The organism is Cupriavidus respiraculi (assembly GCF_914271545.1).
GTDB classification, from domain to species: domain Bacteria; phylum Pseudomonadota; class Gammaproteobacteria; order Burkholderiales; family Burkholderiaceae; genus Cupriavidus; species Cupriavidus respiraculi.
Window position 1 is genome coordinate 21,637 of the sequence record NZ_CAJZAH010000003.1, and the last position, 25,885, is coordinate 47,521.

The following is a 25,885-nucleotide window of genomic DNA, read 5'->3' on the forward strand; positions in this document are numbered from 1 at the left end:
GTGGTAATGGACCCAACCCGTTCGCCGGGCACTCCCACCCTGCGCCATCGCACCGTGCTGCTGGACGAAGCCGTCGAGGCGCTGGTCTGGCGGCCCGACGGCGCCTATGTGGACGGGACCTTCGGCAGGGGAGGGCACAGCCGGGCCGTGCTGGCCCGGCTCGGGCCGGACGGGGCACTGGTTGCCTTCGACAAGGATCCGGCAGCAATCGCAGAAGCGGGCACCATCGAGGATGCCCGCTTCTCCATTGAGCACGAGAGCTTCGCGCGGATGGGCGAACGGCTTGCCGCCCGCGTGGGCAAGGTGGCGGGGGTGCTGCTGGACCTGGGCATCAGCTCGCCGCAGATCGACGACGCCGCGAGGGGGTTTTCCTTTCGTTTCGAGGGCCCGCTGGACATGCGCATGGACACCACGCGGGGCATGACGGCCGCGCAGTGGCTGGCGCAGGCGGACGAGCAAGACATCGCTAGGGTGATACGAGACTATGGGGAAGAACGGTTTGCTGTACAGATTGCAAAGGCGATTGTTGCTCGCCGGAGCGAACCCGGCGATGGCGGACCTCTCGCCACTACTGCCGAGCTTGCCGCGCTCGTGGCGAAAGCCGTCAAAACACGCGAGAAGGGCCAGGACCCTGCGACCCGCACCTTTCAGGCTCTACGGATTCACATCAATCAAGAGCTTGCGGACCTCGAAAGAGGTCTGAGCGCGGCCTACGAATTGCTGGAGGTGGGAGGGCGGCTGGTGGTGATCAGCTTTCATTCGCTGGAGGACCGCATCGTCAAGCGGTTCATGCAGGCGCATGCGCGTCCGCAGCAGGATGCCGATCCGGCCCTGCGGCGCGCACCGCTGCGCGCGGCGGATCTGCCCCAACCCACGCTGAAGCTGCTCGGGCGCAAGATGCCTGGGGCCGAGGAAGTCGCCGCCAACCCGCGTGCCCGCTCGGCGGTCATGCGCGTGGCCGAGAAGCTGGCGCCGGCGAACGCCGTGCGAGGCGGGGCGCCGGCATGAACCGTCTAACCTTCTTCCTGCTCGGCGCGCTGATCCTGTGCGCGCTGTCCCTGGTCAGCGCGCAGCACGAGGCCCGGACGCTGTTCGTCGCGCTGGAGCGCGCGCAGGCCGAGGAAAAGCAGCTCGATATCGACTGGGCGCGGCTGCAGTACCAGCAGAGCTCGCTCGGCAAGAGCGCGCGCATCGCCGAGGCGGCGCGCACCCAGCTCAAGATGCTGCCGGTCAACCCCGGCAAGACCCAATACCTGGCGGCGCCCCGCATCTCGTCCGCCCCCGGCGCGGCGCAGACCGCGGCCGCCGCCGTGCCCGCGGGCGACCGCGTGGAGGGCCGGCCATGACGATGGCGCGTCCCAACCCCCGCCGGGCCAACGCCCCCGCCTCGCGCCCGCGCAGCGGCCAGTTCTCGGCAAGCCCGGTGCTGGGCCTGCGGCTGCCGATGTGGCGCTCCAAGCTGGTGGTCTTCCTGATGTTCGCGGCTTTCGTCGCGCTGGCGATGCGTGCGCTGTGGATCCAGGGGCCGGGCAACCAGTTCTACGAAGCCGAGGGCAAGAAGCGTTTCCAGCGCACGCTGGAACTGCCCGCCACGCGCGGCAAGATCCTGGACCGCAATGGCCTGGTGCTGGCCACCAGCCTGCCGGTCAAGGCGATCTGGGCGGTGCCCGAGGACGTGCCCGGCGATCTGGAGCCGGCCAAGCTGCGCCAGCTCGCGAAGCTGCTGGAAATGTCCGACAAGGATCTGCGCAAGAAGCTGTCCGAGGACAAGAGCTTCGTCTATCTGAAGCGCCAGGTGCTGCCCGACGCGGCCGACAAGATCGCCGCGCTGAAGATCAACGGCATCCACCAGACCCGCGAGTACAAGCGCTTCTACCCGGAAGGCGAGGCGATGGCGCACATCGTCGGCTTCACCAACGTGGAAGACCGCGGCCAGGAAGGCATGGAGCTCGCCCGCGAGCCGGTGCTTGCGGGCCGCGCCGGCGCGCGCCAGGTGATCAAGGACCGGCTGGGGCGCGTGGTCGAGGACATCGGCGTGCTCAAGAGCCCGCGCGATGGCGAAGACCTGCAACTGTCGATCGACGCCAAGATCCAGTACCTGGCCTACAACGAGGTCAAGGCGGTGGCCGAGCGCAGCAAGGCAAAGGCGGCCAGCGCCGTGGTGCTCGACGCGCAGACCGGCGAGGTGCTGGCACTGGCGAACTGGCCCACCTACAACCCGAACGACCGCAGCCGGCTGTCCGGCGAGCAGCTGCGCAACCGCGTGCTGACCGATACCTTCGAGCCGGGCTCGATGATGAAGCCGATCACGGTCGCGCTGGCGATGCAGCTCAAGCGCATCACGCCGTCGACCGTGTTCGCGACCACCGGCAAGTTCACCTACGAAGGCGCGACGATCAGCGACACTCACAACTACGGCTCGCTGACCACCAGCGGCGTGATCCAGAAGTCCAGCAACATCGGCACGATGAAGATCGCGATGATGCTCAAGCCGCAGGAAATGTGGGACATGTACACCAGCATCGGGCTGGGCCAGGCGCCCAAGCTCGGCTTTCCCGGCGCGGTCGCGGGGCGCGTGCGCCCGTACAAGAGCTGGCGGCCCATCGAGCAGGCCACCATGTCGTACGGCTACGGCCTGTCGGTGTCGCTGTTCCAGATCGCTCACGCCTATACGATCTTCGCGCACGACGGCGAACTGATCCCGATCACGATGTTCCGCACCAGCGGCCCGGCCACCGGCGAGCGCGTGCTGTCCCCGCAGGTCGCACGCGACGTGCGGGCGATGATGGAGACCGTGACCGCGCCCGGCGGCACCGCGCCCGAGGCGCAGGTGATGGGCTACCGAGTGGGCGGCAAGACCGGCACCGCGTACAAGCACGAAGGCCGCGGCTACAACCGGAGCAAGTACCGCGCGTCGTTCATCGGCCTGGCGCCGATGTCCAACCCGCGCATCATCGTCGCGGTCAGCGTGGACGAGCCCACCGCGGGCAGCCACTACGGCGGCGCGGTCGCCGGCCCGGTGTTCGCCGCGATCACTGGCGGCACGCTGCGCGCGCTGAACGTACAGCCCGATTCGCCGATCCGCCAGTTGGTCATCAGCGACAAGGTCCAGGAAAGCGAGCCGTGGAGCGAAACGCCATGAGCGCTCAGGCATTGCGTCCCGGCACGGTGCCCGCCAGGGTTGCCGACGCGCTCGCGTGGCTGCGCGCCAACGCGCGCCCCGGCGCGCGCCTGAGCGGCGACACGCGGCGGCTGGAAGCGGGCGATGTGTTCTTCGCCTACGTGTTGGGCAACCAGCGCCTGTCCACGGATGCGCGGCCGCATATCGCCCAGGCGCTGGCGCAGGGCGCCGGCGCGGTGCTGTTCGAGGCGCGCGGCTTCGCGTGGACCCATGGCGAGACCGTGCCGCATCTGGCCATCGAAGACCTGCACGAGCTGGCCGGCCCGATCGCGGCCGGCTGGTATGGCAACGAGGCGCGCGACCTCGCCGTGACCGGTATTACCGGCACCAACGGCAAGACCTCGTGCAGCCAGTGGTTGGCCCGCGTGCTGCAGGGCGCGGGCACGCCGTGCGCGACCATCGGCACGCTCGGCACGGGTTTCCCCGATGCGCTGACCGTCACCGGCTTCACCACGCCGGACGCCGTGCAGTTGCAGGGCAGCCTGGCGCAGTTGCACGAGGCCGGCGCGCGCGCCATCGCGATGGAAGTCTCTTCCCACGGACTGGAGCAAGGCCGGGTGGCCGGCACGCGCTTCGACGTCGCGGTGCTGACCAACCTGACGCAGGACCATCTCGACTACCACGGCACCATGGCCGAGTACGAGGCGGCCAAGGCGGCGCTGTTCCAGTGGGAGGGCCTGCGCTGCGCGGTGATCAACCGCGACGATGCCTTCGGGCGCCGCCTGCTGGCCGGCACGATGTCGGCGGCGCAGGTAATCGAATACGGCATCGAGGGCGACGCCGCGCCCGCGGGCGCGGGCCATTGGCTGCGCGCCACGGGCGTGCGCGCCACCGCCACGGGCACCGTGTTCCAGGTGGACGGCAGCTTCGGCCAGGCCGAGGTCGCCACGCCGCTGATCGGCGACTTCAACGTCAGCAACCTGCTGGCGGTGCTCGGCGCCGCGCTGGCCAACGGCGTGGCATGGGATGCCGCGCTCGCCGGCCTGCGCGCGCTGCGCCCGGTCGACGGCCGGATGGAGCTGTTCGGCGGCCACGATGGCCCGCTGGCCGTGGTGGACTACGCCCACACGCCGGACGCGCTGGACAAGACGCTGGCCGCGCTGCGCCCGGTGGCCGCGGCCCGGCAGGGGCGGCTGTGGTGCGTGTTCGGCTGCGGCGGCGACCGCGATGCCGGCAAGCGCCCGCTGATGGGCGCCGTGGCCGAACGGCTCGCCGACGAGGTGATCCTCACCAGCGACAACCCGCGCAGCGAGGATCCGCAGGCCATTCTCGACGCGATCGCCGATGGCATGGGCGACCGCGCGCGGGCGCGCCAGATCGAGGACCGCGCCGCCGCCATTCTCTATGCGATCAAGCACGCCGGCGCGGCCGATGTGGTGCTGGTCGCCGGCAAGGGCCACGAGGCCACCCAGGAATCCCATGGACGCAAGCGGCCGTTCTCCGACCGCGAGCATGTCCGTCTGACGCTCGGCACGCGAGGAGTATCCGCATGAGCAGCACCGCCACGAGCGACAACAGCATGACCACCTTGCAGCAGGCCGCCGGCTGGATCGCCGGCGCCCGCGTTCTCGGCGATGGCGCGCGGCGCTTCGCCCGCGTGCATACCGACAGCCGCACCATCGCGCCCGGCGATCTGTTCGTCGCGCTCCGGGGCGAGCGTTTCGATGCCCACGACTTCCTGGCCGACGTGGTGGCGCGCGGCGCCGCCGCGGTGCTGGTCGATCGCGACGTCGATGTCGGCGTGCCGGCCATCGTGGCGCCCGACACGCGCATCGCGCTGGGCGAGCTCGCGGCCGGCTGGCGCCGCCAGTTCGCGCTGCCGGCGGTCGCGGTCACCGGCAGCAACGGCAAGACGACGGTCAAGGAAATGATCGCCGCGATCTTCGCCGCGGCGGTGGGCGAGGAAGACCGGCTCGCCACCGGCGGCAATCTGAACAACGATATCGGCCTGCCGCTGACGGTGCTGCGGCTGCGCGCCACGCACCGGCTCGCCGTGTTCGAGATGGGCATGAACCATCCGGGCGAAACGGTGTATCTGGCCGGCATCGCGCAGCCCACCGTGGCGGTGATCACCAACGCGCAGCGCGAGCACCAGGAATTCATGGTCAGCGTGGAAGCGGTCGCGCGCGAGCACGCCAGCGCCATCGAGGCGCTGCCCGCCAACGGCGTGGCGGTGTTTCCGCTGGACGCGCAGAACGGCGGCGAGCACGCCCCGCTGTGGCGCCAGGCCGCCGGCGCGCGCCGTGTGATGACGTTCGGCCTGGAGGCCGGCGCCGATGTCACGGCCACCGTCGCGCTCGATGCGGGCGTGCAGGTGATGCAGGTGCGCGCGCCGCTGACTGGCTTCCAGGTCCGGCTGTCGCTGCTGGGCGAGCACAACGTGCGCAACGCGCTGGCCGCCATCGCGTGCGCGCTGTCGGCCAACGTCGACCCGAGCGCGATCCAGGCCGGGCTGGCTGCCTTTGCCCCGGTCAAGGGCCGCCTGCAGGTCAAGCACGCCGCGCGCGGCGCGGTGGTGATCGACGACACCTACAACGCCAATCCGGATTCGATGCGCGCCGCCATCGACGTGCTGGCCGCTTTCCCGTCGCCGCGCCTGCTGGTGCTGGGCGACATGGGCGAGGTCGGCGACCAGGGCCCGGCGTTCCACACCGAGATCGGCGCCTATGCGCGGGCGCGCGGCATCGAGGCGCTATGGGGCGTCGGCGAGGCGGCACCGCACGCGGTGCAGGCGTTCGGTACGAGCGGCCGGCACTTCGCCCGCGCGGAAGACCTGGCCGGGGCACTGACGAATGACAACGACGGCACGGTGGCGAAGGCGTCCGCGGTGCTGGTGAAGGGATCGCGCTTCATGCGCATGGAACGGATGGTGGACGCGCTGGTCGGAAAGCCTTCCGCCGCGTGAACCGGATGCGGTACCCGCGCATTGCCATGCGCGGCAATTGAACAGGAATAGAAAGCAAGATGTTATTGGCTCTGGCCCAGTGGCTGCAAAACGACTACAGCTTCCTGCGGGTCTTCAACTACCTGACCTTCCGCGCCGTGATGGCCAACCTCACGGCGCTGCTGCTCGCGCTCGGCTTCGGGCCGTGGGTCATCCGCAAGCTGACCGAGCTGAAGATCGGCCAGGCCGTGCGCTCGCTGGGACCGCAGACCCACCTGGTCAAGGCTGGCACGCCGACCATGGGCGGGGTGCTGGTGCTGCTCTCGATCGGTGTGTCGACGCTGCTGTGGTGCGACTGGGGCAACCGCTTCATCTGGGTGGTGATGCTGGTCACGTTCGGCTACGGCGCGGTGGGCTGGGTCGACGACTACCGCAAGGTCGTGTACCGCGACCCGCGCGGCATGTCGAGCAAGGAAAAGTTCTTCTGGCAGACGCTGATCGGCCTGGTGGCCGCGGTCTACCTGGCCTTCTCCATTTCCGAGAGCAGCAACGTCAAGGTGTGGGAGCTGTTCCTGTCCTGGGTGGAGGGCGGACTGTCGCTGGACATGCCCTACAAGTCCAACCTGCTGGTGCCCTTCTTCAAGGAAGTGAGCTACCCGCTGGGCGTCGCCGGCTTCATCGTGCTGACCTATCTGGTGATCGTCGGCTCGAGCAATGCGGTGAACCTGACCGACGGCCTGGACGGCCTGGTGATCATGCCCGTGGTGCTCGTGGGCAGCGCCCTCGGCGTGTTCGCCTACGTGATGGGCAACGCGGTCTACAGCAAGTACCTGCTGTTCCCCCATATTCCCGGCGCCGGGGAGTTGCTGATCTTCTGCTCGGCAATGGCCGGCGCGGGCCTGGCCTTTCTCTGGTTCAACGCGCATCCGGCCCAGGTCTTCATGGGCGACGTCGGCGCGCTGGCGCTCGGCGGCGCGCTCGGCACCATCGCCGTGATCGTGCGGCAGGAGATCGTCCTGTTCGTGATGGGCGGCATCTTCGTGGTCGAGACGGTGTCGGTGATGCTGCAGGTCACGTGGTTCAAGCTCACCAAGCGATGGTACGGAGAAGGGCGGCGGCTGTTCCGGATGGCGCCGCTGCACCACCATTTCGAGTTGGGCGGCTGGAAGGAAACCCAGGTCACCGTGCGGTTCTGGATCGTCACGATGATGCTGGTGCTGATCGGGCTGTCGACGCTGAAGCTGCGCTGAGCCCAGGAACGAGAGTACGGAACGTTAAACGGCGGGAAGCCAAAAGGCAGGTAACGAAGTGTTCGGTGAGTTGCAGACCCCTCATGTGCTGGTACTGGGCCTAGGTGAATCGGGCCTGGCGATGGCGCGCTGGTGCGGCCGGTTCGGCTGCGCACTGCGCGTGGCCGACACGCGCGAGGCGCCCGCCAACCTTGCCACGCTTCGCGCCGAGCTGCCCGCCGCCGAATTCATCGGGGCACCGTTCGCGCCGGCCCTGCTCGACGGCGTCGCGCTGGTTGCGATCAGCCCGGGGCTGTCCCTGGCGGACGCCGGCATCGCGGCGCTGCTCGCGGCGGCGCGCGAGCGGGGCGTCCCAGTGTGGGGCGAGATCGAACTGTTCGCGCGCGCGCTCGCTCACCTGCGCGCGGCTTCCGGCTACGCGCCACGGCTGCTCGCCATCACCGGCACCAATGGCAAGACCACCACCACGGCGCTGACCGGCCGGCTGGTGGAGCGCGCCGGCAGGACGGTGGCGGTGGCCGGCAATATCAGCCCGTCGGCGCTGGACAAGCTGTCCGCCTGCATCGATGCGACGGCGCTGCCGGACGTCTGGGTGCTGGAGCTGTCCAGCTTCCAGCTCGCCACCACCCACACGCTGGCCCCGGACGCCGCCACGGTGCTCAACGTCACCCAGGATCACCTCGACTGGCACGGCACGATGGATGACTACGCCGCCGCCAAGGCGCGGGTCTTCGGTCCCGCGGACGCCGACCGCCCGGTGGTCCAGGTGCTCAACCGCAACGACCGCCTGACGATGGAAATGGCGCGCCCGGGCTCCGCCCCGGTGACGTTCGGCATCGACCTGCCAGAAACGCCGGGCAGCTTCGGCATCCTGCGCGAGGGTGGCATGCCGTGGCTGGTGCTGGCCGAAGCCGACGGCGACGCGGAAGGCGAAGGCAAGCCCCGCCGCCGCAAGGCGGCCACGGCCGACGCGCCGCCGGTGCCGGTGCGCCACAAGCGCCTGATGCCCGCCGACGCGCTGCATATCCGCGGCATGCACAACGCCACCAACGCGATGGCGGCGCTGGCGCTGTGCCGCGCCATCGACCTGCCGCTGAACGCGCTGCTGCACGGCCTGCGCGAATATCGTGGCGAGCCGCACCGTGTCGAGTGGGTCGCCACCATCGACGACGTCGAGTATTTCGACGACAGCAAGGGCACCAACGTGGGCGCCACCGTGGCGGCCCTGTCGGGCCTGGACAAGCGCGTGGTGCTGATTGCCGGCGGCGAGGGCAAGGGGCAGGACTTCTCGCCGCTGGTCGCGCCGGTGTCGCAATACGCGCGCGCCGTGGTGCTGATCGGCAAGGACGCCGGCGCGCTGCGCGCGGCGCTGGCCGACTGCGGCGTGACGCTGGCCGACGCCGATACGCTGGACGCCGCCGTCGCGGAGTCGGCGCGCCTGGCCGAGCCCGGCGACGCCGTGCTGCTCTCGCCCGCCTGCGCGAGCCTGGACATGTTCCGCAACTATGTGCACCGCGCCGAGGTCTTCCGCGCCGCGGTGGAAGAGCTGGCCTTGTCCCGGGGGATCATGCCATGAGCGAGACCATCCGCAACGCCGCCCGCGGCGGCACCAGGGACGCGCAGGACAAGCGCAGCGGCTTCATCGGCGCGACCATCGGCAACGCCTGGGGCGGGCTGCGCGACGCGGTGTCCGGCGTCAAGCCGACCCGCTCGCGGATGATGGAGTACGACCAGCCGCTGCTGTGGGTGTCGGTGGTGCTGCTGGCCATCGGCCTGGTGATGGTCTATTCCGCCTCGATCGCGTTGCCCGACTCGCCGCGCTACGCGAACTACCGCGAGACGCATTTCCTGACGCGCCACGCCTTCTCGGTGCTGATCGGCCTGGGCGTGGGCCTGGTCGCCTTCCAGATCCCGGTCAAGTTCTGGGACCGCTACGCGCCCAAGCTGTTCGTGATCGCGCTGATCCTGCTGATCATCGTGCTCGTCCCGTTCATCGGCAAGGGCGTCAACGGCGCGCGCCGCTGGATTCCGCTGGGCCTGATGAACTTCCAGCCGTCGGAGCTGATGAAGCTGGCCGTGGTGCTGTACGCGGCCAACTACACCGTACGCAAGCAGGAGTGGATGCAGAGCCTGGGCAAGGGCTTCCTGCCGATGGGCGTGGCGGTGGCCGTGGTCGGCATGCTGCTGCTGCTCGAGCCCGACATGGGCGCATTCCTCGTGATCGCTGCGGTGGCGATGGGGATTCTTTTCCTGGGCGGCGTGAACGGCAAGCTGTTCGGCGCGCTGGTGGCCATCGCGGTGGGCACGTTCGCGCTGCTGATCGCGATCTCCCCCTGGCGGCGCGACCGGATCTTCGCGTATCTGGACCCGTGGCGCGAGGAATACGCGCTGGGCAAGGCGTACCAGCTCACCCACTCGCTGATCGCCTTCGGCCGCGGCGAATGGACCGGCGTCGGGCTGGGCGGCAGCATCGAGAAGCTGCACTACCTGCCGGAGGCGCATACCGACTTCATTCTCGCCGTGATCGGCGAGGAACTGGGCTTTATCGGCGTGCTGGCCGCCATCGTGCTGTTCTACTGGCTGGTGCGGCGCGCGTTCAGCATCGGCCGCACCGCGCTGCAACTGGACCTGACCTTCGCCGGGCTGGTGGCCAAGGGCATCGGCATCTGGATCGGCTGGCAGGCGTTCATCAACATGGGCGTGAACCTGGGTCTGCTGCCGACCAAGGGGCTGACGCTGCCGCTGGTCAGCTATGGCGGTTCGGGGATTCTGATGAACTGCGTGGCCTTGGCGATCCTGCTGCGTGTGGATTACGAAAATCGAGTGTTGATGCGTGGAGGGAAGGTATGACCGTAGCGCAGCAACACTTGATTTCGGCGCAGGCTAACTTCCTGCGCCAGCAGGAAGTTAAGCGAAGCGGCCGTGGCCACAACCGCGTGTTGATGCGTGGAGGGAAGGTATGACCACGCAGCGCACGCTGCTCGTGATGGCCGGCGGCACCGGGGGACACGTGTTCCCCGGCCTGGCGGTCGCGCACGCGCTGCGCGCACAGGGATGGCGCGTGGTGTGGCTCGGCAACAGGACCGGCATGGAAGCGACCCTGGTACCGAAGCACGATATCCCGATGGAGTTCATCCAGTTCGGCGGGCTGCGTGGCAAGGGGCTGGTGACCAAGCTGCTGCTGCCGATGAACCTGCTGCGCGCGTTCTGGCAGAGCATCGGCGCGCTGCGCCGCGTGCGGCCGAACGTGGTGCTGGGCATGGGTGGCTATATCACCTTCCCGGCCGGCATGATGGCCTCGCTGCTGGGCCGCCCGCTGGTGCTGCACGAACAGAACTCCATCGCCGGCCTGGCCAACAAGGTGCTGGCCAAGGTGGCCGACCGCGTGCTGTGCGCGTTCCCGAAGACGCTGCCCGACAGCGAATGGACCGGCAATCCCGTACGCGAGGAACTGGCGCACCTGCCGGCGCCGGAGACCCGGTACGACGATCGCGTCGGCCCGCTGCGCGTGCTGGTGGTGGGCGGCAGCCTCGGCGCCGCCGCGCTGAACGACGTCGTGCCGAAGGCGCTGGCGCTGCTGCCGACCGACACGCGCCCCGTGGTGAAGCACCAGGCCGGCGTCAAGCAGATCGACACGCTGCGCGCCAACTATGCGAGCGCGGGCGTCGAGGCGGAGGCGCTGCCGTTCATCGACGACATGGCCCAGGCCTATGCCGAGGCCGACCTGGTGATCTGCCGGGCGGGCGCCATGACCGTATCCGAGGTGGCCGCGGCCGGCGTGGCGGCACTGTTCGTGCCGTTTCCGCACGCGGTGGACGACCACCAGACCACCAACGCGCGCTTCCTGTCGGGAGTCGGCGCGGCGTTGCTGGTGCAACAGAACGAACTGACCGCGCAGGGGCTGGCCGAGACGCTGGCCGGGCTGTCGCGGCCGCAACTGAAAGAGATGGCGCGGCTGGCGCGCGGACTGGCCAAGCCGGAAGCGACCCGGCGCGTGGCCGAGATCTGCAGCCAGATCGCACGGGACTGAACACGGATTCATGAAGCACATCGTCAAGAACATCCACTTCGTAGGCATCGGCGGCGCCGGCATGAGCGGCATCGCGGAGGTGCTGTTGAACCTGGGCTACAAGGTCTCGGGTTCCGACGTGGGCAGCAATGCGGCCACCCGGCGCCTCGCGTCGCTGGGCGCCAACGTCATGCATGGCCATGACGCCGCGCATATCGAGGGCGCCAACGCGGTGGTGGTGTCGACCGCAGTCGGCGGCGACAACCCCGAGGTGCTGGCCGCGCGCGCCCGGCGCATTCCGGTGGTGCCGCGCGCGGTGATGCTGGCGGAGCTGATGCGCTTGAAGCAGGGCGTGGCGATCGCCGGCACGCATGGCAAGACGACCACCACGAGCCTGGTGGCGTCGGTGCTGGCCGAGGGCGGGCTGGACCCGACCTTCGTGATTGGCGGCCGGTTGAACTCGGCCGGCGCCAATGCGCGGCTGGGCACCGGCGACTTCATCGTGGCGGAGGCGGACGAGTCGGACGCCTCCTTCCTGAACCTGTTCCCGGTGATCGAGGTCATCACCAATATCGACGCGGACCACATGGACACCTACGGGCATGACTTCGCCCGTCTGAAGCAGGCGTTCATCGAGTTCACGCAGCGCCTGCCGTTCTACGGCATCGCCGTGCTGTGCGTGGACGACCCGAGCGTGCGCGAGATCCTGCCTTTCGTGTCCAAGCCGGTGGTGCGCTACGGCTTCGCCGAGGACGCCCAGGTGCGCGCGGTCGATCCGCGCCCGGTCGACGGGCAGATGCACTTCACCGTGCATCGCCAGCTCAATGGCCATGCCGAACCGCCGCTGGACGTGGTGCTGAACCTGCCCGGCCTGCACAACGTGCAGAACGCGCTGGCGGCGATTGCCATCGCTACCGAACTGGAAGTGCCGGATGCCGCCATCGTCAAGGCGCTGCGCGAGTTCCACGGCGTGGGCCGGCGCTTCCAGCGCTACGGCGAAGTCGCGACCCCCGCTGGCGCGGGCACCTTCACGCTGGTGGACGACTACGGCCATCACCCGGTGGAAATGGCGGCCACGCTGGCGGCCGCGCGCGGCGCATTCCCGGACCGGCGCCTGGTGCTGGCCTTCCAGCCGCACCGCTACACGCGCACGCGCGACTGCTTCGAGGACTTCGTCAAGGTGCTGGGCACCGTCGATGCGCTGCTGCTGGCCGAGGTCTACCCGGCCGGCGAGACGCCCATCGTCGCCGCCGACGGGCGGGCGCTGACGCGCGCGCTGCGCGTGGCGGGCAAGGTCGAGCCGGTGTTCGTCGAGACCATCGACGAGATGCCCCAGGCCATCCTGGACGCCGTGCGGCCGGGCGACGTGGTGGTGACCATGGGCGCCGGCACCATCGGCGGCGTACCGGGCCAACTCGTCTCGCATCAATCCTTGCAATCCTCGCAGAACCAGGCCGGAGGCCAGGCATGAGCTTCGTTGCCAATCCCAATATCGATCCGGCATCGCTCGGCAAGGTCGGCGTGCTGATGGGCGGCCGTTCCGCAGAACGGGAAATCTCGCTGCTGTCCGGCAATGGCGTGCTGGCCGCGCTGCGGTCGCGCGGCGTGGATGCGCACGGTTTCGATCCGGCGCTGCAGGGCGTGGCGGAACTGGTGGCCGCCGGGTTCGACCGCGTCTTTATCGCGCTGCACGGACGCTATGGCGAGGACGGGACCATGCAGGGCCTGCTCGAGCAGATCGGCGTGCCGTACACCGGTAGCGGTGTGCTGGCCTCCGCGCTGGCGATGGACAAGCAGGCCACCAAGCGGCTGTGGAGCACGCACGGCCTGTCGACGCCGCGCTTTGCCATGCTGTCGGCTGGCATGAGCGATGCCGACGTGGCCGCGGTGGTGGCCGAACTGGGCCTGCCCTTGATCGTCAAGCCGGCCCGCGAAGGTTCGTCGATCGGGCTGACCAAGGTCACCGTGGCGGGGCAGTTGCGCGCCGCCTACGACAAGGCCGCCGTGCTGGACCGGGACGTGATCGCCGAGTCGTTCATCGACGGCGCCGAGCTGACCTGTCCGGTGGTGGGCGAGGGCGACGAGGCGACGGCGCTGCCGGTGATCCGCATCGTCGCGCCCGGGGCGAACTACGACTATCAAAACAAGTACTTCACGGACGATACCCAGTACTTGTGCCCGTCGGGCCTGCCCGACGCGCAGGAGGCCGAGGTGCGCAGCCTGGCGGTCCAGGCCTATCGCGTCCTGGGATGCCGCGGCTGGGCCCGGGCCGACGTGATGCTGGACGCGGCCGGCAAGCCGTACCTGCTGGAGATGAATACCTCGCCGGGCATGACCGGCCATTCGCTGGTGCCGATGGGCGCGCGCGCGGCCGGCATCAGCTACGAGGACTTCGTGCTGCAGGTGGTCGCCGCGGCGACGCTGGACCTGCACCCGAGCGAGCACTGGAAGCCCTGAGCGACACGACGCGAACCGGCCATCGAACCCGATACCACCCTGAACGAAGCACGCATCCATGTGGCATAACGCACGCCTGCTGAACCTGATCGCCTCGGCCCTCTATGCGGCCGTGGCGGTGATGGCGCTCGTGGCCGGCGTGATGTGGCTGGCGCAGCGGCCGGTGTTCGCCATCACCCATGTCGAGCTCGCGCCGATGCAGGGCGAGACGCTGCGCCACGTCAATGCCCCGAGCGTGCGGGCCAACGCGCTGGGCAAGCTGTCGGGCAACTTCTTTACGCTGGACCTGAATGCCACGCGCGTGATCTTCGAATCGGTGCCCTGGGTGCGCAAGGCCAGCGTGCGGCGCGAATGGCCCAGCGGGCTGGTGGTCGAGGTCGAGGAACACGAGCCGCTGGGCACCTGGGGCTCGGCGGAAAGCGGACGCCTGATCAATACCTATGGCGAGCTGTTCGTTGCCAATACCGCGGAAGCGGAGGAAGACGCCCAGCTGCTCGCGCTCGACGGTCCGCCCGACAGCCAGGGCGAGGTCGTCGAGAAGCTGCAGATCATGCGCGAATGGTTCCGGCCGCTGAGGCTGGAACCGCTGGCGGTGACGTTGTCCGGGCGCTATGCCTGGCGGACCAGGCTGTCCAACGGGATGGTCGTCGAGCTCGGACGGGAGCAGACCGACCTTGACCGGATGGCGATGGACGAGCGCGTCAAGCGCTTCGTCGCAACCTGGCCGCAGGTCACTGAGCAATGGGGCAGCCGGATCGAATACGCCGATCTGCGCTACCCCAACGGGTTTGCCATCCGGGCAGCCAACGTGCGTTTCCTGACCGAAGCACAGGCCGCGGCGGAAGCCAAGGCCAAAGCCAAGGCCGCGGGCGGCGCCTCCAACAACAATCCGACGCGACTTAAAAAAGAGAACGCGGAGAAATCCCGATGAGCAAGGAATACAAGGACCTGTTGGTCGGCCTCGATATCGGCACCTCGAAGGTGGCGGCCGTGGTGGCGGAGTTGCGCCCCGACGGCAGCTACGAGGTGATCGGCATGGGGCAGTCCGAGTCCAAGGGTCTGAAGAAGGGGGTCGTGGTCAATATCGAGGCCACCGTGCAGTCGATCCAGAAGGCGCTCGAAGAGGCCGAGCTGATGGCCGACTGCAAGATCTCGGAGGTCTTTACCGGTATCGCCGGCAGCCATATCCGCTCGTTCAATTCGAGCGGCATGGTCGCCATCAAGGACAAGGAGGTGACCCAGACCGACGTGGCGCGGGTCATCGAGACCGCCAAGGCGGTCAACATCCCGACCGACCAGCAGATCCTGCACATCCTCACGCAGGAATTCATCATCGACGGGCAGGAGGACGTGCGCGAGCCGATCGGCATGAGCGGCATCCGCCTCGAGGTGAAGGTGCATATCGTGACGGGCGCGGTCAGCGCGGCGCAGAACATCGTCAAGTGCGTGCGCCGCTGCGGCCTGGAAGTGCACGACCTGATCCTGCAGCCGCTGGCGTCGAGCCTGGCGGTGCTGACCGAGGACGAGAAGGAGCTCGGCGTGGTGCTGGTCGACATCGGCGGCGGCACCACCGATATCGCGATCTTCAGCGAAGGGGCGATCCGGCATACCGCGGTGATTCCCATCGCCGGCGACCAGATCACCAACGATATCGCGATGGCGCTGCGCACGCCGACGCCGGACGCCGAAGACATCAAGATGCAGTACGGCATCGCCAAGCAGGCCATCGCGGATCCGGAAGACATGATCGAGGTGCCGGGCGTGGGCGATCGGGGCACGCGCACGCTGTCGCGCCAGGCGCTGGCCGCGGTGATCGAGCCACGTATCGAGGAACTGTATTCGCTGGTGCACCAGGTGGTGCGCGAGTCCGGCTACGAGGAACTGCTGTCCTCGGGCGTGGTGATCACCGGCGGCACGGCAATGATGCCTGGCATGGTGGAACTGGGCGAGGACATCTTCCTCAAACCGGTTCGGGTCGGCGTGCCCGAGTACCGCGGCAACCTGCATGAAGTCGTGAAGAGCCCGCGCTACTCGACCGTGATGGGCCTGCTGCTCGAAGGCCGCGTGCAACGCATGCGCGGCCGCAAGGTCGCGGTGCAGAGCGGCTCGGTCAAGCAGATCTGGACGCGCATGAAGGAGTGGTTCGTCGGCAATTTCTGAGCCGGCGCACCGCACGCATTTTCGCGGCGTGCCGGTCCACCGACTCAGAGACCGGCACGTTGATGGAGCAGTTTTCTTATTGATGTTTTTTTGTTCAGTGACCAAGGGTTGCGGCGGGGAGGCCGCAGCGTTTGCGAACTGATTTTCCTGGAGGCAGTGATGGACTTTGACATGATCGAATCGGAAATGCAGGACGGCACCATCATCAAGGTGGTGGGCGTGGGCGGTGCGGGCGGTAACGCCGTGCAGCACATGATCAGCCGCGGCGTGCAAGGCGTCGAATTCATCTGCATGAACACCGATGCGCAGGCGCTCAAGCGCTCGACCGCCTCGCGCGTACTGCAACTTGGCAACACCGGCCTGGGGGCCGGCGCCAAGCCCGAGGTGGGCCGCACCTGCGCCGAGTCGGCGCGCGAGCAGATCGCCGACGCGCTGCGCGGCGCCCATATGGTCTTCATTACCGCCGGCATGGGCGGCGGCACCGGTACCGGCGCTGCCCCGATCGTCGCGCAGGTGGCCAAGGACATGGGCATCCTGACCGTGGGCGTGGTCAGCAAGCCGTTCGACTTCGAAGGCGCGCGCCGCGCCAAGGTGGCCGAGCACGGTTCGAGCGAGCTCGAGTCCAGCGTCGATTCGCTGATCGTGGTGCTCAACGAGAAGCTGTTCGAGGTGATGGGCGACGACGCCGAGATGGACAAGTGCTTCCAGTGCGCCGACGACGTGCTGCACAACGCCGTGGCCGGCATCGCCGAAATCATCAACGTGGACGGTCTGGTGAACGTCGACTTCGAGGACGTGAAGACGGTGATGGGCGAGCAGGGCAAGGCCATGATGGGCACCGCCACGGTGTCCGGCGTGGACCGCGCGCGTCTCGCCGCCGAGCAGGCCGTGGCAAGCCCGCTGCTGGAAGGCGTGGACCTGTCCGGCGCGCGCGGCGTGCTGGTCAACATCACCGCCAGCCGCTCGCTGAAGCTGTCCGAGACCAAGGAAGTCATGAACACCATCCGCAGCTACGCCGCGGAAGATGCCACCGTGATCTTCGGTACGGTCTACGACGACTCGATGAGCGATGCGCTGCGCGTGACCGTGGTCGCGACGGGCCTGGGCCGTTCGGGCAAGAAGCAGCAACCGATGACGCTGCTCAAGACCGGTACGGACAACGCGCCGGTGCACATGATGACCGGCATGGCCAACGCCGCCCCGCTGCACAGCTCGCCCGACTACAGCGGCCTGGATACGCCGGCGGTATGGCGCAGCTCGCGCGAGTCGGCGTCCGCCCACGTGGCGGCGCTGCAGGAAAAGGGCGTCGACACGTACGACATCCCGGCTTTCCTGCGCAAGCAGGCGGACTGAGTTGTCCAGCCAGGGCGTTGGCATGACCGCCGGCTGGCGGGCTGACCGCGACACCGAATTGGCAAGACGGCTGGGCGCTCCCCATCCGCCCACGCCTTGCCCGGAACGTCACGGCCCGCTCGCGCAGCCAGCCATGCCGCGCCCGCGCTGACGAGAGTCCGTCGCATCCCGTTGCCGGGACAGGCGTGCCGCCGGCCGCCTCCCCGGACTGGTCTCCCGCCCTCCCGGCCGGGATGCCCCCGTCCGCGCGCCGACCTTGCATTACCCGCAAGTTCGGCGCGCGGCATTTTTGTATTGGTAAGGCAGCGCTTTGTCGGCGTTTGCCGACAACGCAGCGCGCCATGGTCGGACTTGGGGGCCCCGAGAGCGGGCACTATGATGCAAGTCAGTCTGTTGGCAGGGCTTGCCGTTTCCAAGGACGACAGCAATGATCGAAATCGGACAGCGCGTCCCTGACGCCACACTTCACGAATATTTCGAAGCGGAAGGCGGCGGCTGCTCGCTGGGCCCCAACGCCTTCGCGGTCGGCGAACTGGTCAAGGGCCGCAAGATCCTGGTCTTCGGCCTGCCGGGCGCCTTCACTCCCACCTGTTCCGCCAAGCATGTGCCCGGCTATATCGCGCAGGCAGAGGCGCTGCGCGCCGCCGGCATCGACGAGGTGTGGTGCGTCTCGGTCAACGATGCCTTCGTGATGGGCGCGTGGGCGCGCGAGCAGGGCACCGCAGGCAAGGTCAGGATGATGGGCGATGGCAGCGCCGAGTGGACGCGCGCGCTCGGACTGGACCAGGACCTGGGCAAGCGCGGCATGGGCGTACGTTCGCTGCGATACGCGATGGTGATCGACGATGGCGTGGTCACGGAGCTTCAGGTCGAGGCCCCGGGGAAATTCGAAGTCAGCGGGGCGGAAGCCATGCTGGCTCGCCTATCACGATAATGTTGCGCCGGTAAGACGCCGAATCCGCATTTTTGTTACGCATAAAGCATAATCGGCTAGCGTTAACACGTAGAAACAAAGTGCGGCAGCGCAAAAAAGTCGCCAGTGGTACGATCGCGTTTATTGAAAAGAACGCTTGATAGATTTTGATAATTGCCGAGGCCGTCATGCTCAAACAGCGCACCATTAAATCCCTGGTCAAGACCGTCGGCATAGGCTTGCACTCGGGCCGCAAAGTGACGCTGACCCTCAGGCCCGCCCCCGCCGACGCCGGCATGGTGTTCACCCGTGTCGATCTGCCCGAGCCGGTCGAGATCCCCGTGGCGGCTTCCGCCATCGGCGATACGCGCCTGGCCTCCGTGCTGCAGAAGGACGGCGCGCGCGTCTCCACGGTCGAGCATCTGATGTCCGCCTGCGCGGGTCTTGGCATCGACAATCTGTATGTCGACGTGGACGCCGAGGAAATCCCCATCATGGACGGCAGCGCGGCATCCTTCGTGTTCCTGCTGCAATCGGCGGGCATCGAGGAACTGCCGGCGGCCAAGCGCTTCATCCGCGTGAAGAAGCCGGTGGAAGTGCGCGACGGCGACAAGCTCGCCCGGCTCGAACCCTTCTTCGGCTTCAAGCTGGCCTTCACCATCGACTTCCGCCATCCGGCGGTCGACAAGACCGGCCAGACCTTCGAGATCGACTTCGCCGACACGAGCTATGTGCGCGAGATCGCGCGCGCCCGCACCTTCGGCTTCGCCCACGAGGTCGAGGCGCTGCGCGAGATGGGCCTGGCGCGCGGTGGCAGCCTGGACAACGCCATCGTGCTCGACGAGCACCGCATGCTGAACAACGAGGAACTGCGCTACGGCGACGAGTTCGTGCGCCACAAGATCCTCGACGCCATCGGCGACCTGTATGTGGTGGGCCATCCGCTGATCGGCGCCTATGTGGCGCACAAGTCCGGCCACGGACTGAACAATCAGTTGCTGCGCGCGCTGCTGGCCGACCAGGAAGCCTACGAGGTGATGACCTTCGAGCGCATCGAGGACGCACCGTCGGCGTTCCTGCCGCAGTTGCAGCCGGCCTTCGCCTGAACCGCGGCGCCGCGACAAGCGCTGCCAACGAAAAAAAGCCGACCGCGAGGTCGGCTTTTTTGCGTCCGCAGCGGCGGGCTAGCCCTGCCGGTGGTGCTGCAGCAGGTTGCGCACCGCGTCGCGCAGCGGCGAGTCCGGCAGGGTCTGCTCCAGCGTACCGAGACTGGCCAGGCCCGTGGGCGACATCGGCTTGCGCTGCGGCCGCGGCGCCGGCTCCGTATCCCAGTCGCCCCGTCCGACCTCGGGCTGCACGCGCACCCGGATCGCCGCAATGCGCGAGCCGCGCTGTTGCAGCCGCGCCAGCAGGCTAGGCACGACCTGGCGCACGCGGGCGGCCGCGGCGCCGTGCGCGGCCAGCAGCACCAGGGTCTCCTCGCGCGCCGCGTTGCCGGCTTCCTGCTTGACCCCGCCCACCGCGATGCCGGCGCGCAGTCCGGGCGGCAGCAATGCCAGCACTTCGGCCTCCAGCGTGGCGAGCTGGCGGGCGGTCTGCATCAGCGTGGAGACCGGGCCGGCCTTGGTCAGCCAGTCGTTGAGCGGCTTGGCGGCGGGGGTTTGCAGGGCGTGGTGGGTGAACAGGCGCATGCGCGCATTCTAGCTTGCGCAAACGCCGCGCGAGGCGGCCGCGCGCGGCGTTTGCCGCCAAGGCCAAAGTGCGCTCCGCATGGACGCGGTCGGACTGGAGGCGCGTGATAAACTCGGCGTTTTGCGCCAATCCCATTTCCTCGCGCCCCGCGCCGGGCATGCCCGTTGAGACGGGCCCCGGACCGCGTGACGCGCCAGGTGAAAGCAATCGATGATCACGGGCCTTCTCAAGAAAGTCTTCGGCAGCCGCAACGAGCGGCTGATCAAACAATATCGCCGGACCGTCGAGCGGATCAACGCGCTGGAGCCGAAGTTCGAGACGTTGACGGACGACGAGCTGCGCGGCATGACGGATACCTTCCGCCAGCGCCACGCCGGCGGCGAGTCGCTGGAGTCCCTGCTGCCCGAAGCGTTCGCCGTTTGCCGCGAAGCGAGCAAGCGCGTCATGAAGATGCGCCACTTCGACGTGCAGATGATCGGCGGCATGGTGCTGAACGACAACAAGATCGCCGAAATGCGCACCGGCGAAGGCAAGACGCTGACCGCCACGCTGGCCGTGTACCTGAACGCGCTGACCGGCAAGGGCGTGCATGTGGTCACGGTCAACGACTACCTGGCGCAGCGCGATGCCGAGTGGATGGGCCGGCTGTACAACTTCCTGGGCCTGTCGGTGGGTGTGAACCTGTCGCAGATGCCGCACGATGCGAAGCAGGCCGCCTACAACTCCGATATCACGTACGGCACCAATAACGAGTTCGGCTTCGACTACCTGCGCGACAACATGGTCTACGACCCGTCGCAACGCGTGCAGCGTCCGCTGAACTACGCGATCGTCGACGAAGTGGACTCGATCCTGATCGACGAGGCCCGCACGCCGCTGATCATCTCCGGCCAGGCCGAGAACCATACGGACCTCTACCAGCGCATGAACGGCATCCCCAAGATGCTGGAGCGCCAGATCGGCGAGGAGAAGGCGGACGGCACCGGCGTCGAGAAGCCGGGCGACTACTACGTGGACGAGAAGGGCCATCAGGTCTACCTGACCGAGGCCGGCCACGAGAAGGCCGAGGCGGTCCTGGCCCAGCTTGGCCTGATCGGCGAGGGCGAGTCGCTGTACGCGCCGCAGAACATCACGCTGATGCACCATGTGTACGCCGCCTTGCGCGCGCACTCGCTGTTCCACCGCGACCAGCATTATGTGGTGCAGAACGACGAGGTGATCATCGTCGACGAGTTCACCGGTCGCCTGATGACCGGCCGCCGCTGGTCCGACGGCCTGCACCAGGCCGTGGAAGCCAAGGAAGGCGTGACGATCCAGCAGGAAAACCAGACGCTGGCCACGATCACGTTCCAGAACTACTTCCGGATGTACGAAAAGCTGGCCGGCATGACCGGCACGGCCGACACGGAAGCCTACGAATTCCAGGAAATCTACGGCCTCGAAGTGGTGGTGATCCCCACCAACCGGCCGGCGCAGCGCAAGGATCTGCAGGACCAGATCTACAAGACGTCCAACGAGCGCTACGACGCCGTGGTCCGCGACATCCGCGACTGCTACGACCGTGGCCAGCCGGTGCTGGTAGGCACCACGTCGATCGAGACCTCCGAATACCTGTCGGGCCTGCTCGACAAGGCCCAGCTGCCGCATCAGGTGCTCAACGCCAAGCAGCACGCGCGCGAGGCCGAGATCGTGGCGCAGGCGGGCCGCCCGAAGATGGTGACCATCGCCACCAACATGGCCGGCCGCGGCACCGACATCGTGCTGGGCGGCAACGTGGAGAAGCAGGCCGGCTTCATCGAGGCCGACGCCAGCCTGTCGGACGCCGAGAAGGCCGCGCGCATCAACCAGCTCAAGACCGAATGGCAGTCGCTGCACGACCAGGTCAAGGCGGCCGGCGGCCTGCATATCGTCGGCACCGAGCGCCATGAGTCGCGCCGTATCGACAACCAGCTGCGCGGCCGCGCGGGCCGCCAGGGCGATCCGGGCTCGTCGCGCTTCTACCTGTCGCTGGACGACCAGCTGCTGCGCATCTTCGCCGGCGACCGCGTGCGCGCCATCATGGAGCGGCTGAAGATGCCGGAAGGCGAGCCGATCGAGGCGGGCATCGTCACGCGCTCGATCGAATCGGCGCAGCGCAAGGTGGAAGGCCGCAACTTCGATATCCGCAAGCAGCTGCTGCAGTACGACGACGTCGCCAACGACCAGCGCAAGGAAATCTACAAGCTGCGCAACGAGGTGCTCGAAGCCCAGGACGTCGGCGAAATGGTCGCCAACCTGCGCGAAAGCGTGCTGGTGGAGCTGTTCCGCGAGCACGTGCCGGCCGAGACCATGGAAGAGCAGTGGGACATCGCCGGCCTGGAAGCCAAGCTGCGCGACGACTGGGGCCTGGAGCTGCCGCTGGCCAAGACCATCGAGGCGGCGCAGAGCATTGAGGACGAGGAACTGCTGCAGATGATCGCGGCGGCCGCCACCGAGCGTTACGAGGCCAAGGTGGCCCAGGTCGGCCGCGAGGCGTTCGCCGGCTTCGAGCGTTCGGTGATGCTGCAGAGCATCGATTCGCACTGGCGCGAGCACCTGGCCGCGCTGGATCACCTGCGCCAGGGCATCCACCTGCGCGGCTATGCACAGAAGGATCCGAAGCAGGAGTACAAGCGCGAGTCGTTCGAGCTGTTCGCGCGCCTGCTGGACGTGATCAAGAGCGAAGTCACCCGCATCGTGTTCAACGTGCAGATCCAGTCGCCGGAAGAACTGGAACAGGCCTCGGAGCAGATCGAGGAGGATCTGTCCCAGCTGGGCAACGTGCAGTACAAGCACGACGACTTCACCGGCGGCGAGCCGTCCGAGTCGACCCCGCAGCAGCGCGCGGGCGCCGCGCTCGCCGCGGAGTCCACGGCGGCCGCGATGGCGCGGGTCGGACGCAACGATCCCTGCCCCTGCGGCTCGGGCAAGAAGTTCAAGCAGTGCCACGGCAAGCTTAGCTGAGCCGTAGGGTCTGCCAGTTGGTCACATGCCCGCGCAAGCGGGCATGTTCGTCAGAGGATCTCGCATTGCGCCGCCAGACCGGCGGCGCACGCTCCGGAAACAGATAGAGGAACGCATATGGCCGTCAACTTGCCGCTGCCGCTGGCAGAGAACCTGAAACCCGTCGCCGGCGTCGAGCTGGGCTGGGCCGAGGCGGGCATCCGCAAGGCCAACCGCAAGGACGTGCTGGTGATGCGGGTGGCCGAGGGCAGCACCGTGGCGGGCGTGTTCACGCGCAACCGCTTCTGCGCCGCCCCGGTGCAGGTGTGCCGCGAGCATCTGGCGGCGGCCGGCGCCGGCAAGGGCATCCGCGCGCTGGTGGTCAACACCGGCAATGCGAACGCCGGCACCGGCGAGCCGGGCCTGGCGAACGCCCGCGCCACCTGCGCGGCGCTGGCCGCGCAGCTTGGCATCGCCCCCGAGCAGGTGCTGCCGTTCTCGACCGGCGTGATCCTCGAACCCCTGCCGCTGGAGCGCCTGACGGCCGGCCTGCCCGCCGCCGTGGCGGCCGCGAAGCCGGACAACTGGCTGGCCGCCGCCGAGGCGATCATGACCACCGACACGCAGCCCAAGGCGGCCTCGCGCACGGTGCAGATCGGCGGCAAGACCGTCACGCTGACCGGCATCAGCAAGGGCGCCGGCATGATCCGGCCCAATATGGCCACGATGCTGGGCTTCATGGCCACCGATGCCGCCGTGGCGCAGCCGGTGCTGCAGGCGCTGGTGTCGCATGCCGCCGATCACTCGTTCAACAGCATCACCATCGACGGCGATACCTCGACCAACGATTCCTTCATGCTGGTCGCCACCGGCAAGTCCGGCGCGCCGCTGATCGACCGGGCCGAGGGCGAGGCCTTCGAGGCCCTGCGTGGCGCGGTGACGGCGCTGGCGCAGGAACTGGCGCAGATGATCGTGCGCGACGGCGAGGGCGCGACCAAGCTGATGACGATCCGCGTCGAAGGCGGCAATAGCGTGGCCGAATGCCGGCAGATCGCCTATGCGGTGGCCCACTCGCCGCTGGTCAAGACCGCTTTCTTCGCCTCGGATCCGAATCTGGGCCGCATCCTGGCGGCGGTCGGCTACGCCGGGGTCGAGGATCTCGATGTCAGCAAGGTCAACCTGTGGCTGGACGATGTCTGGGTGGCGCGCGATGGCGGCCGCAACCCCGACTACCGCGAGGAGGACGGCCAGCGCGTGATGAAGCAGCCCGAGATCCTCGTGCGCATCGCGCTGGGCCGCGGCAACGCCGAGGCCACCGTGTGGACCTGCGACCTGTCCCACGACTACGTATCGATCAACGCCGACTACCGTTCTTGATGCCCTGGCGCGGGGTGGCGTGGCGGGGTAACGCGCCATGCCGCGCCGCCAGTCCCGCAACGCCGCTCCCGCCTTCCCATGTCCGATCTCGCCGCCCGCCTCGAATCCCTGCTTGCCCGGCTCGAACCGTGGCTGCCGCCTCAGCTCAACGATGCCGACTGGGACCACGCCGTCGCCTTTCGCTGGCGCAAGCGGCAAAGCCTGTTCGGCAACATCGGTTATCTGCAGCCGATCCGCCAGCTGCCGCCGATCCATCTGGACGACCTGAAGAATATCGACCGGCAAAAGGACGCCATCGTCTCCAATACGCGCCAGTTCGTGCAGCGGCTGCCCGCCAACAACGTGCTGCTGACCGGCGCGCGCGGCACCGGCAAGTCGTCGCTGATCAAGGCCTGCCTGAACGCCTTCGTCAAGGACGGTCTGCGCCTGGTGGAAGTGGACAAGGCCGACCTGGGCGACCTGGGCGATATCGTCGACCAGCTGGCGCAGCGCCCCGAGCGCTTCGTGGTCTTCTGCGACGATCTGTCGTTCGAGGAAGGGGAGTCGGGCTACAAGGCACTGAAATCCGCGCTGGATGGCTCGGTGGCGACGCAGTCGGACAACGTGCTGGTCTACGCCACCTCGAACCGGCGCCACCTGCTGCCCGAATACATGAAGGACAACGAGGGCTACCGGCATACCGACGATGGCGAGATCCACCCGGGCGAGGTTGTCGAGGAGAAGATCTCGCTGTCCGAGCGCTTCGGGCTGTGGCTGTCGTTCTATCCGCCCAAGCAGGACGAATACCTGACGATCGTCGCCCACTGGCTGCGGCATTTCGGCTGCACGGACGACGACATCGCCGCCGCCCGTGGCGATGCGCTGGTGTGGGCGCTGGAGCGCGGCTCGCGTTCCGGCCGCGTGGCCTGGCAGTTCGCGCGCGACTGGGGCGGCAAGCACGGCAAGCCCTTCGTCGCCGATATCGGAACGGCGCAGCCGTGAGCGCGGCAGGCATGGCCGGCGCCGCGGCGCCCGGCGCGGTCAACGCGCAAGGCCGCAAGGTCACCGAGGTTGCGGTGGGCGTGATGATGCAGCCGGACGGCCGCTTTCTGCTGGCCCAGCGTCCCGCGGGCAAGCCATATGAAGGCTACTGGGAGTTTCCGGGCGGCAAGCTGGAGCCCGGCGAGTCGGTGGAAGCCGCGCTGGCGCGCGAGCTGCACGAGGAACTGGGGCTGGAGGTCACGCGCTGCGTGCGCTGGCACGTGCTCGAGCACGATTACCCGCACGCCTACGTGCGGCTGCACTTCTGCAAGGTGACGGGGTGGTCCGGCGAGCCGGTCGGCCTCGAGGGCCAGGCGTTCTCGTGGCAGACCGTGCCGGTGACGGTCGGTCCGCTGCTGCCGGCCACCATTCCGGTGGTGCAGTGGCTGGCGGAGGAAAGCGCCGGGGCCTGAGCCCGGCCGTGGGCGCTATCGTTCAGCGTTCGTCGTCATCGTCCGCCTGTTCGGCGGCATCCCCGGGCTTGCCGCCGATCACGTACTTTTCGGCGGCCCATGCGCCCAGATCGATCTGCTTGCATCGTTCGGAACAGAACGGCCGGAACTTGTTTTCGGGCACCCAGGCCACGTCCTTGCCACAGGTGGGGCACTTGACTACGGAAGGCATCGGC

Annotated in this window: 22 protein-coding genes; 20 read left to right on the plus strand and 2 right to left on the minus strand. The window is 68.2% G+C overall.

Annotated elements, in window-relative coordinates; genetic code table 11:
• The first annotated feature begins 6 nt into the window (after window positions 1-6).
• The 16 genes from rsmH to lpxC all read left to right on the plus strand — a co-directional run bounded on the left by rsmH (window position 7) and on the right by lpxC (window position 19,313).
• Entirely contained in the window at window positions 7-1,008 is a 1,002-nt protein-coding gene (gene rsmH / locus LDO27_RS15185) for a 16S rRNA (cytosine(1402)-N(4))-methyltransferase RsmH (RefSeq protein ID WP_222208614.1), read from the plus strand.
• Window positions 1,005-1,346 (plus strand): cell division protein FtsL, encoded by a 342-nt coding sequence (gene ftsL, locus LDO27_RS15190; protein WP_222208612.1) that lies wholly within the window; start codon window positions 1,005-1,007, stop codon window positions 1,344-1,346. The genes rsmH and ftsL overlap by 4 nt, the downstream gene beginning before the upstream one ends.
• Window positions 1,343-3,142, plus strand: a complete 1,800-nt coding sequence (locus LDO27_RS15195; RefSeq protein ID WP_224042580.1) for a peptidoglycan D,D-transpeptidase FtsI family protein — start codon at window positions 1,343-1,345, stop codon at window positions 3,140-3,142. The genes ftsL and LDO27_RS15195 overlap by 4 nt, the downstream gene beginning before the upstream one ends.
• Window positions 3,139-4,674: a UDP-N-acetylmuramoyl-L-alanyl-D-glutamate--2,6-diaminopimelate ligase gene (locus LDO27_RS15200; RefSeq protein ID WP_224042582.1), complete on the plus strand. Its 1,536-nt coding sequence runs from the start codon at window positions 3,139-3,141 to the stop codon at window positions 4,672-4,674. The genes LDO27_RS15195 and LDO27_RS15200 overlap by 4 nt, the downstream gene beginning before the upstream one ends.
• Window positions 4,671-6,086, plus strand: coding sequence for a UDP-N-acetylmuramoyl-tripeptide--D-alanyl-D-alanine ligase (locus LDO27_RS15205; RefSeq protein WP_377747768.1), 1,416 nt, complete (start codon window positions 4,671-4,673; stop codon window positions 6,084-6,086). Before LDO27_RS15200 ends, LDO27_RS15205 begins: the two co-directional genes overlap by 4 nt.
• Window positions 6,087-6,145: 59 nt before the next feature.
• Window positions 6,146-7,315: a phospho-N-acetylmuramoyl-pentapeptide-transferase gene (gene mraY, locus LDO27_RS15210; RefSeq protein WP_222208605.1), complete on the plus strand. Its 1,170-nt coding sequence runs from the start codon at window positions 6,146-6,148 to the stop codon at window positions 7,313-7,315.
• 58 nt (window positions 7,316-7,373) lie between these two features.
• Window positions 7,374-8,891, plus strand: coding sequence for a UDP-N-acetylmuramoyl-L-alanine--D-glutamate ligase (murD, locus tag LDO27_RS15215; RefSeq protein WP_224042584.1), 1,518 nt, complete (start codon window positions 7,374-7,376; stop codon window positions 8,889-8,891).
• A complete protein-coding gene (ftsW, locus tag LDO27_RS15220; RefSeq protein WP_224042585.1) occupies window positions 8,888-10,165 on the plus strand; it encodes a putative lipid II flippase FtsW in 1,278 nt (425 codons plus the stop codon). Before murD ends, ftsW begins: the two co-directional genes overlap by 4 nt.
• 109 nt (window positions 10,166-10,274) lie before the next feature.
• The gene (gene murG, locus LDO27_RS15225) at window positions 10,275-11,345 is read left to right on the plus strand and encodes an undecaprenyldiphospho-muramoylpentapeptide beta-N-acetylglucosaminyltransferase (RefSeq protein WP_222208599.1); all 1,071 of its coding nucleotides are present in this window, start codon (window positions 10,275-10,277) and stop codon (window positions 11,343-11,345) included.
• A gap of 10 nt (window positions 11,346-11,355) precedes the next feature.
• Entirely contained in the window at window positions 11,356-12,795 is a 1,440-nt protein-coding gene (murC, locus tag LDO27_RS15230; RefSeq protein WP_222208597.1) for a UDP-N-acetylmuramate--L-alanine ligase, read from the plus strand.
• Window positions 12,792-13,781 carry a D-alanine--D-alanine ligase gene (locus tag LDO27_RS15235; RefSeq protein ID WP_224042586.1) on the plus strand — a complete coding sequence of 330 codons (990 nt, stop codon included), beginning with the start codon at window positions 12,792-12,794 and terminating at the stop codon, window positions 13,779-13,781. The genes murC and LDO27_RS15235 overlap by 4 nt, the downstream gene beginning before the upstream one ends.
• Before the next feature lie 58 nt (window positions 13,782-13,839).
• Window positions 13,840-14,712 carry a cell division protein FtsQ/DivIB gene (locus tag LDO27_RS15240; RefSeq protein WP_224042588.1) on the plus strand — a complete coding sequence of 291 codons (873 nt, stop codon included), beginning with the start codon at window positions 13,840-13,842 and terminating at the stop codon, window positions 14,710-14,712.
• Window positions 14,709-15,941 carry a cell division protein FtsA gene (gene ftsA, locus LDO27_RS15245; RefSeq protein WP_222208594.1) on the plus strand — a complete coding sequence of 411 codons (1,233 nt, stop codon included), beginning with the start codon at window positions 14,709-14,711 and terminating at the stop codon, window positions 15,939-15,941. The genes LDO27_RS15240 and ftsA overlap by 4 nt, the downstream gene beginning before the upstream one ends.
• A 159-nt stretch (window positions 15,942-16,100) precedes the next feature.
• Entirely contained in the window at window positions 16,101-17,294 is a 1,194-nt protein-coding gene (ftsZ, locus tag LDO27_RS15250) for a cell division protein FtsZ (protein WP_222208593.1), read from the plus strand.
• Between the two features lie 427 nt (window positions 17,295-17,721).
• On the plus strand, window positions 17,722-18,228 hold the full coding sequence (locus LDO27_RS15255) for a peroxiredoxin (protein WP_224042589.1): 507 nt from the start codon (window positions 17,722-17,724) through the stop codon (window positions 18,226-18,228).
• 167 nt (window positions 18,229-18,395) lie between these two features.
• Entirely contained in the window at window positions 18,396-19,313 is a 918-nt protein-coding gene (gene lpxC, locus LDO27_RS15260) for a UDP-3-O-acyl-N-acetylglucosamine deacetylase (protein WP_224042590.1), read from the plus strand.
• Window positions 19,314-19,391: 78 nt separating this feature from the next.
• Here the strand turns inward: lpxC and LDO27_RS15265 are convergent, their stop codons facing one another.
• On the minus strand, window positions 19,392-19,898 hold the full coding sequence (locus LDO27_RS15265; protein WP_224042591.1) for a DciA family protein: 507 nt from the start codon (window positions 19,896-19,898) through the stop codon (window positions 19,392-19,394).
• A gap of 211 nt (window positions 19,899-20,109) precedes the next feature.
• Between LDO27_RS15265 and secA the strand changes: the two genes are divergently transcribed.
• The 4 genes from secA (at window position 20,110) to LDO27_RS15285 (ending at window position 25,670) form a co-directional block, all read left to right on the plus strand.
• A complete protein-coding gene (secA, locus tag LDO27_RS15270; protein ID WP_224042593.1) occupies window positions 20,110-22,881 on the plus strand; it encodes a preprotein translocase subunit SecA in 2,772 nt (923 codons plus the stop codon).
• Between the two features lie 117 nt (window positions 22,882-22,998).
• Window positions 22,999-24,237 carry a bifunctional glutamate N-acetyltransferase/amino-acid acetyltransferase ArgJ gene (gene argJ, locus LDO27_RS15275; protein ID WP_224042594.1) on the plus strand — a complete coding sequence of 413 codons (1,239 nt, stop codon included), beginning with the start codon at window positions 22,999-23,001 and terminating at the stop codon, window positions 24,235-24,237.
• 78 nt (window positions 24,238-24,315) lie between these two features.
• The gene (locus tag LDO27_RS15280) at window positions 24,316-25,218 is read left to right on the plus strand and encodes an ATP-binding protein (protein ID WP_224042596.1); all 903 of its coding nucleotides are present in this window, start codon (window positions 24,316-24,318) and stop codon (window positions 25,216-25,218) included.
• A gap of 11 nt (window positions 25,219-25,229) precedes the next feature.
• The gene (locus LDO27_RS15285) at window positions 25,230-25,670 is read left to right on the plus strand and encodes an NUDIX domain-containing protein (RefSeq protein ID WP_267920430.1); all 441 of its coding nucleotides are present in this window, start codon (window positions 25,230-25,232) and stop codon (window positions 25,668-25,670) included.
• A gap of 22 nt (window positions 25,671-25,692) precedes the next feature.
• On the opposite strand, the gene LDO27_RS15290 is transcribed toward LDO27_RS15285, so the two are convergent.
• Entirely contained in the window at window positions 25,693-25,881 is a 189-nt protein-coding gene (locus LDO27_RS15290; RefSeq protein ID WP_222208582.1) for a DNA gyrase inhibitor YacG, read from the minus strand.
• Window positions 25,882-25,885 lie beyond the last annotated feature (4 nt).